Annotated in this window: 12 protein-coding genes; 11 read left to right on the top strand and 1 reads right to left on the bottom strand. The window is 43.1% G+C overall.

Going from position 1 to position 13,474, the window contains the following annotated elements:
* Positions 1-51 precede the first annotated feature (51 nt).
* From P2G54_RS13230 to P2G54_RS13210, 5 genes are all read left to right on the top strand, one after another.
* Entirely contained in the window at positions 52-654 is a 603-nt protein-coding gene (locus P2G54_RS13230) for a DUF2179 domain-containing protein (RefSeq protein WP_275871889.1), read from the top strand.
* Positions 654-1,361 (top strand): methyltransferase, encoded by a 708-nt coding sequence (locus tag P2G54_RS13225; RefSeq protein ID WP_275871887.1) that lies wholly within the window; start codon positions 654-656, stop codon positions 1,359-1,361. The genes P2G54_RS13230 and P2G54_RS13225 overlap by 1 nt, the downstream gene beginning before the upstream one ends.
* Positions 1,362-1,476: 115 nt before the next feature.
* On the top strand, positions 1,477-2,943 hold the full coding sequence (locus P2G54_RS13220; protein ID WP_275871885.1) for an IPT/TIG domain-containing protein: 1,467 nt from the start codon (positions 1,477-1,479) through the stop codon (positions 2,941-2,943).
* Between the two features lie 29 nt (positions 2,944-2,972).
* Positions 2,973-5,357: a TonB-dependent receptor gene (locus P2G54_RS13215; RefSeq protein ID WP_275871883.1), complete on the top strand. Its 2,385-nt coding sequence runs from the start codon at positions 2,973-2,975 to the stop codon at positions 5,355-5,357.
* A gap of 5 nt (positions 5,358-5,362) precedes the next feature.
* Positions 5,363-6,424 carry a DUF4249 domain-containing protein gene (locus P2G54_RS13210; protein WP_275871881.1) on the top strand — a complete coding sequence of 354 codons (1,062 nt, stop codon included), beginning with the start codon at positions 5,363-5,365 and terminating at the stop codon, positions 6,422-6,424.
* A gap of 13 nt (positions 6,425-6,437) precedes the next feature.
* Here the strand turns inward: P2G54_RS13210 and P2G54_RS13205 are convergent, their stop codons facing one another.
* Complete coding sequence (locus P2G54_RS13205) at positions 6,438-7,772, bottom strand: saccharopine dehydrogenase C-terminal domain-containing protein (protein ID WP_275871879.1); 1,335 nt, start codon at positions 7,770-7,772, stop codon at positions 6,438-6,440.
* Between the two features lie 121 nt (positions 7,773-7,893).
* On the opposite strand from P2G54_RS13205, the gene P2G54_RS13200 reads away from it, so the two are divergent.
* The 6 genes from P2G54_RS13200 to carB all read left to right on the top strand — a co-directional run bounded on the left by P2G54_RS13200 (position 7,894) and on the right by carB (position 13,474).
* Complete coding sequence (locus tag P2G54_RS13200; protein ID WP_275871877.1) at positions 7,894-8,373, top strand: cytidine deaminase; 480 nt, start codon at positions 7,894-7,896, stop codon at positions 8,371-8,373.
* Positions 8,374-8,376: 3 nt separating this feature from the next.
* Complete coding sequence (locus tag P2G54_RS13195; RefSeq protein ID WP_275871875.1) at positions 8,377-9,021, top strand: alpha/beta hydrolase; 645 nt, start codon at positions 8,377-8,379, stop codon at positions 9,019-9,021.
* Positions 9,022-9,104: 83 nt separating this feature from the next.
* On the top strand, positions 9,105-9,542 hold the full coding sequence (locus P2G54_RS13190; RefSeq protein ID WP_275871873.1) for a UPF0158 family protein: 438 nt from the start codon (positions 9,105-9,107) through the stop codon (positions 9,540-9,542).
* 88 nt (positions 9,543-9,630) lie between these two features.
* Entirely contained in the window at positions 9,631-10,119 is a 489-nt protein-coding gene (locus P2G54_RS13185) for a GNAT family N-acetyltransferase (RefSeq protein WP_275871871.1), read from the top strand.
* Between the two features lie 73 nt (positions 10,120-10,192).
* Positions 10,193-10,489, top strand: coding sequence for a hypothetical protein (locus P2G54_RS13180; protein WP_275871869.1), 297 nt, complete (start codon positions 10,193-10,195; stop codon positions 10,487-10,489).
* Between the two features lie 165 nt (positions 10,490-10,654).
* On the top strand, positions 10,655-13,474 hold the full coding sequence (gene carB, locus P2G54_RS13175; protein ID WP_275871867.1) for a carbamoyl-phosphate synthase large subunit: 2,820 nt from the start codon (positions 10,655-10,657) through the stop codon (positions 13,472-13,474).

Raw genomic sequence — 13,474 nt, 5'->3', positions numbered from 1 at the left:
AACCTTGGGATAATTGGGTGTAATTTTGTCTGCCAATAAAAGAAACAAGACATGCAGGAACTTCTACAGGATTTGGGTATTTCAGAGCAGCTGTTCAACTATTTGATCATGCCCTTATTGATTTTTTTCGCAAGGGTTGGGGATGTATCCATCAATACCTTGAGGATCATGTTTATGATGAATGGAAAGAAAAATGTTGCTCCGTTCTTAGGGTTTTTCGAGGCACTGATTTGGCTTCTGGCAATTGGTCAGATTTTTCAAAATATCAACAATCCTTTATCCTATATAGCCTATGCGGCAGGTTTTGGTACGGGAACTTATGTGGGTATGTTTTTTGAGGAAAAGCTCGCTTTGGGAAGGGTTTTGGTAAGGGTTATCACGCCAAAAGCACTTCCGGAACTTATGGATTTTATGAAAGAGAGAGATTATCGCTTTACCAATGTGGGAGCAGAGGGAAGATATGGGAAAGTGAATTTGCTCTTTACGGTGATGAAGCGGGAAAATCTCAAGGAATTCGTGACCAAAGTAAAAGAGGTGGACGAAAAGGCCTTTTATACCATAGAAAGTGTGAAGCGGGTATCTGAGGATGAATTGAACGTGATGGAAGACCGACCTAGATTTCGAGTGAAACTTCAAAGCAAAGCCCGGATCTGATGGGGAACTCCTGGTTTCAGTTTCAGCAATTTCGGGTAGAGCAGGACCGCTGCGCCATGAAAATCAGTACAGATGCAGTGGTTTTAGGGGCTTTGGCCAAGACAGACAATCCTAGACGGATTTTAGATATCGGAAGTGGAACTGGGGTCATTGCCCTGATGCTGGCTCAGCGGTTTCATGAAGCACAAATCACTGCTGTAGAATTGGATATGGAAGCCTCAGCTCAGGCGGAGGAAAATTTCAAGGGGAGCGTCTTCAGAAATCGACTTGAACTCTGGCAGGGAAGGATCCAAGATTTCAAGTCGAGTGATTCCTTTGACTTGATTGTCAGCAACCCGCCCTATTTTCCGGATCATCTCAAATCTTCCGACCCTAAGAGGAATCAGGCGCTGCACACGGATGAGTTGCCATTTGGAGAGTTGATAGCTCAGGTTGATGAACTGCTTTCTGAAGAGGGGGAGTTTTGGCTGATTCTTCCTCCCCGTCAAATGCTGGATTTCGAAAATCTTGCAAAGGACTTTGGTTTGTTTCCTTCTCAGCAATACCGAATGCAGGATAGCCCTAATAAACCTGTTCATCGAATCATAGCATCATTTTCTTGGAAAAAGCAGGAAATCCAAGCTTTTAACTTTTTTATAAAAGAAAATTCTGGAGAGTTTACGCTCTTCTATAAAGACCTGATAAGTGGATATTTATTAGGGTTTTAGATTTTTTGATTCTATTAAAGCCCGCATTTGACCTTTTTATGTGAAGTAAATCTAATGCGTGTTGTATTAGCGGTTGATTTCAATATTTTTGAATGATTAAACCACTACCACATTTATGCGAAATCTTCTGTCTATTGGCATTATTGCAATGCTTTTATTGGGATGGGGCTGTACTGAAGAAGAAGACGGTCTGACTTCGGTTGCTACGGAGGAGGCCTTGTTTGTCAGTGGGGAGAAAATCCGTCTTTTGGGGCGTTTGATTTCTAACCAGGCAATGAATGCAGATGACCATGGATTTTATCTTTCCAGCTCGGAATCCTTTACATCGCCCATAAAAGTGTCTCTTGGGGTGAAAGATGGTCCCGGAAGATTTATTGGAGAAGCGGATGGTCTTGAGATCGGGGAATTGTATTTCGTCAAGGCCTTTGCTTCAATAGGTGGACAGGAGATTATGGGAGAGGTGCTGGAAATTCAAACCCTCTTGCCTGCCATTATTGATTTTTCCCCATCTTTTGCAAAAGCCGGTGATGAAATTATTATAACGGGAAAAGTCCTTCCTGAAGACACCAGGGTGTTTTTTGGAGATCAGGAGGCAACGGTTTTGGAAAATACCTTTGAAGCCAAAATAAGGGTAAGAGTTCCTCCTTCCACAACCGAAAAAAATGTTCCAATCAGAGTTCAGGTTAGAGATCTTACCTTAGAGTTTGAGGACAATTTTGAATATCAATCCGGTAAATATTTTCTAGTTTCTGAAGTGCCTGGTGGAGTAAGGGTTTATGACAACATATTTTTCCAAAATTCCGAAGGACTATATTTTGGACTTGGTAGGCAAAAAAATTCAGAACTGTATCCTTATATCCAGAGATATAGTCTCCAAAGCGAGACTTGGGAGCAGCTCAGTTTCCCCGGAACTTTGCGGGAAAAGGCATTTGCCACAGAACATTTCTTAGGAGGGGGTACGATTCAGTTAGGTAGGGATGAATTTCTTGATGATCGAACCTTTTGGAAAATCAATGGCAGTAATTTTGAGAAGCTTCCGAATTTGCCATTTTCAAGTAACGCATCCGTCGCTTTTGAGCTTAAAGGCAATCTCTATTTGCTTGGTGGAGAAGCTGAAATGGCTAGGAGGGTAGCTCGATATAATCCAATTACATTATCATGGGATATGTTGATGGACGCTCCCTTCGAGATTTCAAATGAACGTCCATTTTTTATTTATCGTGATCATGTCTATATGATCGACCCTGAAGGGGTATTGTGGGAAATTGATCCCGATTCTAATTCTTGGCAGGAAAAAAGTTTCTACCCTGGCAACACAGGGAGTGCCAATGGGTATGGCATGGCCTTAGTCCTTGGCGATAAAGCTTATGTGGGTTTATACAGAAGATCTCAGGATATGTGGGAATTGGACATGAATACACTTTCTTGGAAACCAAAAAACTCAATGGGGGGGCTGCCTCAAAGTGTTACTGTTGGACATTATGTTCGAGATGGTAAGATTTATATACTCCGTGAACCTGAAGTCCAAATTCCTGGAGTAATCAATATTGAGATGTACCGCTTTGATCCTGATGGCATATGAAATATATCTACTTGAAAAATTTCTTTTTAATGCTATTTCTGATTTGGGGTCAGACAGCATTTTCCCAGACCCAAACTGTAAAACGTGAGGTGGTGGGTCGCGATATAGGCCAACTCAAGGGAATCCGAATCTCCGGTAGAATCATAGATGAAATTACAGGAGAGGCGCTTGTAGGTGCCACTGTTACGGTTCCAGAGATAAATGTTACCCGAGTTACAGATACCAATGGTGCTTTTGAGCTCATCCTTGATAGGGCCGAGTACAACCTACAGTTTCGATATGTCGGCTACGAATACATAGAATACCCCATTACTGCTGTTGGAGACGGGAGGCTTTCAATTCGTATGATCCAAGAGGATTTTGAATTGGATGATGTGGTGATTTTCGGAAGAGATCCGGAAAAGAATATCCGGTCTACCGAAATGGGGGCCATTACCCTAAGCATGAACACTATGCGGGAACTTCCTCCTTTTTTGGGAGAGGTGGACATCATCCGGTCCATGGCTACCCTTCCCGGTGTAAGCCAAGTGGGAGAGGCCTCTGCAGGATTGAATGTTCGTGGTGGAGGAGCTGATCAGAACCTTATTCAGTTTGCAGGAGCCCCAATTTATAATCCAACTCACCTGTTTGGGCTTTTCACTTCATTCAATGCAGATATTGTCAATGATGTAACGCTGTATAAGTCTGTAATCCCCGCTCGTTACGGTGGTAGAGGCTCCTCGATTTTGGATATTTTGCCCAAGACGGGAAGTCTAGACAAGTGGGGAGGTGATTTGATGCTGAGTAATAACTCGGGGAAAATAGGCTTCAATGGACCCTTGGTCAAGGATAAAGTTTCGGTGCGAGGCGGATTCAGAGGCTCTTACATCAATTGGTTCCTAAATACCCTGAGTAATCCAGATCTTAAAAACTCCCGAGCCAATTTCTATGATGGGAATTTGGTGGTCAGCGCTCCTTTGTCCGATAAACAGGAGTTTACTTACAGCTACTACACCTCCTATGATGATTTTGCCTTTGCTTCGGATACCACCATTTCCTGGAAAAATGACAGTCATTCCCTGCAATGGAAAAGTAAATTTAGTGAGAAGCTCAGCATGGAGGCATTGGGGTATTTCACCCGTTATGATTACAGTATTTTCAACAGGTCCGGGATCAATGATTTTGATTTGAATTCCGGAATTGAAGATTACGGGATCAAGGCATTTATGATGTATGAGTTGAGCCCAACCCAGAAGCTGACCTTTGGTGTGGATTCCAAAAATTTAACTATTCAACCAGGAGAGCTTGTCCCATACGAGGGGCATGAGTCGGGCATTCTTCCCCAAAAAGTACAGAATGAATTTGGCCGAGAGTCGGGGGTTCATTTCCAGCATGAATTCGAAGTCGGAGAGAAATTCGGAATGTCCTATGGATTACGCTATGATACCTATCAATATTTAGGGCCTAGAACAGTCCAACAATATGCCGAAAACAAGCCTGTTTCCGATGGGAATTCGATCGGGGAAACCACCTATGGGGATGGGGATAAAATCATGAGCTACGATGGCTTGGGACCTCGGGGTTCATTACGTTATTCCTTATCAAAGAATAGTTCCATTAAAGCGGGTTACAACAAAATGTACCAGTTTATCCATTTGATTTCCAATACAGCAACGATTGCTCCCACAGACATCTGGAAATTGAGTGATGAATTTTTGAAGCCACAGATCGTGGACCAATATTCCCTGGGGTTCTACAACAATTTCAAGGGAAATATCTTTGAAACGTCAATAGAGGTCTACTATAAGGACATTCAGAATGTTGTTGAATATAAAGATGGTGCAAACCTGATCCTTCAAAACAATCTGGAAACAGAACTCGTGCCGGCTCAAGGCAGAGCCTATGGTGTGGAAATGTATGTGAAGAAGAACTTGGGCCGATTGACCGGTTGGGTTTCTTATACCTATTCCCGAAGCTTGAGAAGGGTGATTACTCCATATGAAGAGGAAATCATCAATGATGGTGAGTGGTATGCCTCCAACTTTGATAAGCCCCATGACCTTACCTTGATTGGGAATTATAAAGTGAGTACCAATACTTCAATTTCTGCGACATTTGGCTACAGCACCGGTAGACCTGTGAGTTTCCCTCAGGCCAAATTTGACTATTTTGGGAATTCTCTTGCCTACTTTGGACGAAGAAACGAGCAAAGATTACCAGACTTTCACCGCCTTGATTTTTCTGTGAATTTCAAGCTGAAGGGGAAAGGAAGCTTCTTTGATGGGGACTGGACTTTTTCCATTCTCAATGTTTATGGACGAAAAAATCCATTCTCACTGTTTTTTGTGGATGAATTGGGAGCTCCGCCACAAGCCATGCGTTTGGCAGTGTTGGGAGTGCCTCTTCCTAGTATTTCTTACTCCATTAAGTTTTGATCAAAATGTTTAAAAGGTTTATATATCTTTTGTTGCTTGTTCCGGTAGCCTGTATTGATCCCTATGAAGTGGATATCGAGGAGGGAGAACAACTCTTGACAGTGGAAGGGATCGTTACCACACAGCCCGGACCCCATAGAATTCGGCTCACCAAAAGTGACACCTATGGCTCTGTATTTGAAGGCTTGATTCGGCCTGTTACTGGTGCTACGGTGATTATCAGAGATGATTTGGGAGAAGTAATCTTCCTTGAGGAGAATGCCGAGGAAAGGGGGGCATATTATACACCTTCTGGATTTTCGGCTGTGATTGGAAGATCTTATTCTTTGCAGATACAGACTCAGGATGGAAAAGTCTATACCTCTTTGCCTGAGAAGGTAGAGGATGTACCGCAAATCAAAGACCTCTCAGTTGCTACCTTAAGAATCCCAGTGGAGGGAGAGACCAATGACCGATCAGGAATTCAGGTCATTGCGGAGATTGATGACCCAGTAGAGGAAAATAACTTTTATCTCTGGCAAAATGGGCCATCGGTATATGTGCTGGAGACCCGGCCTGATTTATATACTCCAAGGCCTTCCGATACAAATCCAAGTCGCGACCCTCAGCCGAAACCTTGCTGTATCACCTGTTTTAGGTCGGAGGATATCGGCAACCAAAGTGTATTTATTGCTCAGGATGACAATTTCAATGGATTGACTACTCAAATCCCTGTGGCATTTATTGAAGACGACGGTCTAAGATTTGTCAATACTTATAGAATTGACATTAGGCAGATCGGAATCTCTCAGGAGGCTTACCGCTTCTTGAAACTGGTAAAGCAACAAGTGGAAATCAGCGGTTCGGTATTTGATCCTCCTCCGGCAACTATCCGTGGAAATATGATTAATCTTGAAAACCCTGAGGAAGTGATATTGGGATACTTTATAGTTGGTGCAGAAGATACCAAGAGACTCTATATTGATAAAAATGACCTGACTTTTGCTCAAAACGTTGCCATTATCCCAGATGACTGTAGAGAGGTGGAGGGAGCTCAGCTTGACCCTCCTGCAGATTGGAATCCCTAAAAAGAAACCCGGATCAATTCCGGGTTTCTTCTTTTTCGGAAAAGCTTATTCCATATTTTTCAAGTTCATCCAAGATCGGATTGTAAAGTTGGGGAACCACGGGAAGATGTAATCCTTTTAGCTTGATTTTCCCTTCCAAAAATAAGTCAACAGCGATTGCCAGTGGGAGCCCCACCGTTTTTGCCATGGCGGTGTAGGTGGAGTCTTCTCCAAAGGAGACCAGGCTGGAAGTGGTTTTCCGGATTCCTTCCTTTCCCTTGATTTCAAATAAGTGCTGCATGACAATCATGTCTTTGTCATCTACTTCCAATGCCCAGTCCTTTTCTAAAATTGCCTGAAGAATAGCTGCAGGGCTTCCGGTAGTTATTGGGAGTTTTCTAGTGGAGAAAAAACCCAGCCACTGGAGTTTTTCGAAAGAAGGGAAATCCAGATCTGGGATTATTCCGCTCAACTTTTCCTCTACCGAGAGAGTCGGGTCATAAGGTAAAAAGGCATTGAGGAATTCCCGAAGGGTACTGCCCTCCGGCATTTCCATTCGGAAGCTGTCATCGGTCATGCCCAGTTGTACAAATATATCCCAAGCCTTGCAATAGCCTGCCCGTCTTAGTGTCCCTCTCAACATGGTTGGGATTTTTTCCAAGCCGTATACTTGGCGATAGCTTAAGGAATCACGGTTGGGATATCCATCAAAATCTCCCAGCCCATCAAAATGTACAGTTTCTAATCGTCTGAAAAGTTGATGATAGGGGACAAACTTCAAATCCCCATGTTCTATGTACCGGGAGGTTCCCTGTCCGGCAAGTACTACATTTCGGGGGTTCCAGGTAAACTTGTATTTCCAGGGGTTGTTCTCGGATTGGGGTGCCAATAACCCTCCGCAAAAGGACTTGAATGAAAGGATCTCCTCATTTTCAGCTTTCGCTCGGTCGATGATACGCATGGCTGACATGTGGTCTATCCCCGGGTCCAGTCCACATTCATTCAGAAAAAAAAGTCCTTTGGATTCGATTTCGGATTTCATTTTCCTCATTTCCTCTGATTCGTAGGATGCCGAGAAAAAATGCTTTCCAAGTTCCAGGCAGTCTTTGGCAACTGTAGGATGCATGAAAGCAGGCAGCATGGAAATGACTACATCAGCTTTTTCAATGAGTTTTCTCCTCTGTTCCGAATCCTCACTGTTTAGCGAGACCGCTTTGGTACCGGGTCTGTTTTTTAGCTTGAGGCTGGCCATTTGTACATCCAAATCCGCTAAAATCAGGTTTCGGTTTTTACTGGTACAGCTGTCTGCCAGATAATCGATCAGAAAAGTGGAGGATTTGCCTCCCCCTAGTATCAGAATTGTATGCATGGAATGGTAATTTCAGTACCTAAAATGGCCAATAATTTTGGCAGGGAAAACCATTTTTCTTCAAAATGGCAAACAAATGCTTACTTTGATCCGTTGGATTTCACCCTAGAAATTTTTAAAGATGGAGAAAATAGAAGAAAGAAGTCATATCGAGGTTTTAGAACTTCATGAGTTGAGTGATGAAGAAATTATGTTGTTAGAAAGGGCAAAAGCCGTTAGCAAGCAGTCTTATTCCCCCTATTCCGGCTTTCATGTGGGAGCGGCAGTTCTTCTGGAAAATGGCGAGCTGCTTCAGTCCAGTAATCAGGAAAATGTAAGCTTTCCCACAGGAGTTTGTGCAGAACGGTTGGTACTGGGCTATGCAGGGGCAAATTTTCCAGATTCGGCTCCTGTGATTTTAGGAGTAGTAGCTCAGCGGGAAGGAGAGGAGTCCTGGGCTGGAGTGTCGCCCTGCGGAATTTGCAGACAAACCATCAATGAGTCTGAAGTTAGATTTGGGAAGCCTGTAACCATGTTGTTTTTAAGGCCGGACGAAAAAGTATTTAGAGTAAAAGGAATCCGGAATTTGCTTCCCCTGAAATTTGACGATTTGAAAAGCTGAGTTTTGAAAAAGTTATTGGAGTTTTCTTATCAGGCTCATTATTCACTTTCCCATGAGCCCACATTTCAGGAAAGGGAAATATGGCTGGTTTTACATGGTTATGGACAACTAGCAGAATATTTCATCCGGAAGTTTCGGGACTTTGACAATTCTGAACGACTGATTGTGGCCCCTGAGGGTACAAATTATACCTATTTGAGTGGTTTTCAGGGGAGAGTAGGTGCCAACTGGATGACTAGCCATGAAAGGGAGGTTGCAATAATCAACAACCATAGGTTTTTGGACACCTTGATGGAAAAGCTTCTGTCTGGTTTTGAGGTTCAACCCAAAATCAATTTGTTGGGATTTTCCCAAGGAGCAGCTACGGCTACCCGATGGGCGAGTAGGTGGTCAGGCCGGGTTCAAAGATTGGTACTTTGGGCTGGAGGATTTGCCCATGATCTCCTTTTGGAAAATGCGAGAGAAAAATTTTCAGAAACTGAATTGATTATGGTATTGGGAGATAAGGATGGGCTCATTACCCCAGAAAGTATTCAGAAGCAGGAAATGTTTGTCAAAAGCCTTGGAAAAGCCGTTGAAACTTTGACTTTTGCGGGGGGACACGAGTTGGATTCCGTAATTTTGAAAACCCTTTTTGAAAGGGAATGAAAAGACCCTGTAAATGCTTTACTCAAAACAATTTGAGGAAATATTGACTTTGATTATTTTTCCAAAAATTTTCTAAACCACCAATGCTCTCGCTTACAGAAAAAGAGGTAGATCACATCTCTACCCAATTATTAAAAGGAATGGTCTGCTTCTACCAGCTGGACAAAAAGAAGGTTCATCAGATGCCAGATGATGAGGATTATTTTAATTATGACCTCACTGAGGAAGAAGAGGATATTCTGGATGAAATAGAGGATAATCCGAACAATTTTGCTGAGTTCACGAAAATGGAGCCGGCTCAGGAACACCAAGTCATGCAGGATTTTATAGACCGAAAGGTGAAGGAAAGAAATCTAGCTGAGGAACTGGTCAGCGCGTTGACCAAGCCCAAGTCAATGACGGCTTTCAAATTTCTGATTGATGAGTCTAAGTATAAAAATGACTGGGTAGAATACCGCAAGATGAAATATCAGGATTGGGTAAAAGAGCAAGTAGATAGCTTTAACTATTCAGAAGATTAATAGGAAACCGTCTGTGTAAAGACGGTTTTTTTGTTTGGATGCCAAGGACATATTCCGGTTGTGTCCTTCAAAAATTGTAAATTTCTGTATGACTACTTTTGATCAGATTTCAATTCGAAACGAACTCCGTCCCGGGGATTTGGGACAGGTAGCCGCTTTACATGGAAAAATCTATTCTGAAGAGCATGGGTTCGGACTGGGGTTTGAAGCCTATGTGATGGAAAGCTTATTGGAATTTTACAGACAGTATGATCCTAAAAGAGACCGGGTCTGGGTGGTTGAAAAAGGAGAGGAGATGATAGGGTTTTTATTGCTCATGCATCGGGCGGATTCCCAGGCTCAACTGAGATATTTTATTCTCCAAAAAGAATACCGGGGTCAGGGCCTTGGAAAAAAGCTCATTGAAGAATGGATGGATTTTTACAATTCTGTGGGATACAAAGGAGCCTATTTGTATACCACTTCAGGACTGGATCCCGCGGTCAGTTTGTACGAACGCTGTGGTTTCCGGAAAATCAGTGAAATGAAATCCCGAAACTTTGGTGTGCCATTGCTGGAAATGCTTTTTAAACTCTGAGGTTTCATGGGGCTTTAGAGCTAAATGATGTTGGGAAAACAGTAACTTGATTTCAATTCAATTCGGAAAACCAATGGAAAACGAACTTAAAACCTACCCAAAAGGACATTTTATTTTAGTTGGAATGGCAATAGGCATACCAATAGGAATAGCTTATAGCATTTCCATTGGAAATTTCGCCTTTTCAGGGGTAGGTATAGCAATTGGTGTATCCATAGGGGTTGCCTTGGAAGAAAAGTATAAAAAAGAAGGTCGGATCCGTGAGTTGACAGAAGAGGATCAAAAGAAGAGGAAAAAAATGGTGGGTTATGGTTTTGGCTTGTTTTTGACTGGAATACTGGCTTTTCTTTGGTTTGTTTTCAGGAAATAGGAGTGTTTGAATTGTAATTCTCTGATTGACTGCTAATTCCTTTGGTTTCGGATTTAATTCCGGATTTGGACTTTATTGAAACTTTACCGTGCCCCTTCGGAATATTTTTATAATTTTGCCCCAATTTGGACTTAAGTAAAATATTCTCTTCAACCTCCCTCTCTAATGCCTAAAGACAGTAGCATCAAGCACGTTCTCATCATTGGTTCAGGTCCCATTGTCATCGGTCAAGCTTGCGAATTTGATTATTCAGGTTCTCAGGCTGCACGCTCCCTTCGTGAAGAAGGAATCACTGTGACTCTGATCAATTCCAACCCGGCTACGATCATGACAGATCCAGTGACCGCAGACAACGTGTACCTGCTTCCTCTGGAAAAGAAATCCATCAAAAAAATCCTTAACGATCATCCCGATATCGATGCGGTTTTACCCACCATGGGTGGACAGACAGCCTTGAATCTTGCGATTGATTGTGATAAAGCCGGGATTTGGAGCGCTTTTGGCGTCCGAATGATCGGGGTGGATATTGACGCGATAGATACCGCTGAAAACCGCGAGAAATTCAAGGAACTGATGGAAAAAATCGGAGTCGGTGTCTGTAAAGGGGCTACCGCTACTTCATTCCTTCAGGGTAAAGAAATCGCACAGGAAATCGGATTTCCACTGATTATCCGTGCATCCTACACCCTTGGTGGTGCAGGTGGAGCTTTTGTTGAAAAAGCCGAGGATTTTGAAAAATACCTCAGCGCAGGCCTTCAGGCATCTCCAGTGCATGAGGTTCTGATCGAACAAAGTATCCTAGGGTGGAAAGAGTACGAGCTGGAAGTCATGCGTGACAATATCGGCAACATGATCGTGATCTGTTCCATCGAAAATTTCGATCCAATGGGAGTGCATACCGGAGATTCCATCACGGTTGCTCCTGCCATGACACTTCCTGATACAGTCTATCAGCGCATGAGAAATTATGCGATCACCATGATGAACAGCATCGGGAATTTTGCCGGAGGATGTAACGTACAGTTTGCGGTGAGCCCCGACAACCAGGAGATCATCGGGATTGAAATCAACCCAAGGGTATCCCGTTCTTCAGCCCTAGCCTCCAAGGCAACTGGTTATCCAATTGCAAAAGTTGCGGCGAAATTGGCCGTAGGTTATAATCTGGATGAATTGTCCAACTCCATTACCGGAACTACCTCTGCATATTTCGAACCTTCCATTGACTATGTGATCGTGAAGATCCCACGTTGGAACTTTGACAAGTTCAAAGGCTCTGACCGTAGACTGGGACTATCCATGAAAGCTGTGGGTGAGGTTATGGGTATTGGTAGAAACTTCCAGGAAGCGCTGCAAAAAGCCTGTCAATCTCTGGAAATCAAGAGAAACGGATTGGGAGCAGATGGAAAAGAACTTAGAGATCAGGAAAAGATTCTGTACTCTCTGGCAAACCCAAGCTGGAACAGGCTTTTCCATGTATATGATGCGTTCAAGCTGGGTATTTCCTTCAGGACTATCCATGACTTGACTAAAATCGACAAATGGTTCCTCAAGCAAATCGAGGAATTGATTCACTTAGAAGCAGAAATCGAGAAATTCGACATCAATACCATTCCATTTGAATTGATGGATCTTGCCAAGAAAAAAGGGTATGCAGACCGTCAAATTGCCCATTTGCTGGGATGTATGGAAAGTGAGGTATTCAATAAGCGCTATGAAGAAATGGGGATCAAGCGGGTGTATAAACTCGTGGATACCTGTGCTGCGGAATTTGAAGCCCAGACTCCTTACTATTATTCTTCCTTCGGTGAGGAAAACGAATCCAAGCAATCAGACCGCAAAAAAATAGTCGTGCTAGGTTCTGGACCTAACCGTGTGGGCCAAGGGATTGAGTTTGACTATTCCTGTGTGCATGGCGTACTGGCTGCAAAGGAATGCGGCTATGAAACCATCATGATCAACTGTAACCCGGAGACTGTATCCACAGACTTTGATATCGCGGACAAGTTGTACTTTGAACCGGTATTCTGGGAGCATATTTATGAAATCATCCTGCATGAAAAGCCTGAAGGTGTAATCGTGCAGTTGGGAGGGCAGACAGCTTTGAAATTGGCTGAAAAGCTTTCCAAATACGGAATCAAGATCATCGGAACCAGCTTTGAGGCTTTGGATCTTGCAGAGGACAGAGGCTTGTTCTCCACGCTTTTGAAAGAAAACAATGTTCCTTATCCAGAATTCGGTACGATTCACAATACCGATGAGGCATTGGAGCTTTGTAAAACCATTGGCTTCCCGCTTTTGGTTCGTCCAAGCTATGTATTGGGTGGTCAGGGTATGAAGATTGTAATCAATGAGAAGGAGCTTGAAGAGCATGTAGTGAACGTGCTGAAGGATATCCCGAACAATGAAATCTTGCTAGACCACTTCCTGGAAGGAGCGATTGAGGCAGAGGCTGATGCCATTTGTGATGGAGAAAATGTCTACATCATCGGTATCATGCAGCACATTGAGCCAGCAGGTATCCACTCTGGAGATTCCTATGCAGTTCTACCTCCCTATAACTTGGGTGACTTGGTAATCCGACAAATCGAAACTTATACAGAGAAAATCGCTTTGGCTTTGAAAACTGTAGGTTTGATCAATATCCAGTTTGCGATCAAAAACGATAAGGTTTATGTGATCGAGGCAAACCCACGAGCTTCGCGAACCGTACCTTTTATCTGTAAGGCCTACCAGGAACCTTATGTGAATTATGCGACTAAGGTGATGCTTGGAGAGAAAAAAGTGACGGATTTTGAATTCAAACCTGTGAAAAAGGGTTATGCAATCAAAGAGCCTGTTTTCTCATTCCACAAATTCCCGAATGTGAATAAGGAGCTCGGTCCTGAAATGAAATCCACCGGAGAAGCGATCTATTTTATCGATGATCTGATGGATGATTATTTCTTGAAAATCTATGCTGAGCGTAACTTATACCTGAGCAGGTAA

Source organism: Algoriphagus sp. CAU 1675, from assembly GCF_029222925.1.
Lineage (GTDB): Bacteria > Bacteroidota > Bacteroidia > Cytophagales > Cyclobacteriaceae > Algoriphagus.
This window is presented reverse-complemented; position numbering and strand designations above follow the sequence as displayed.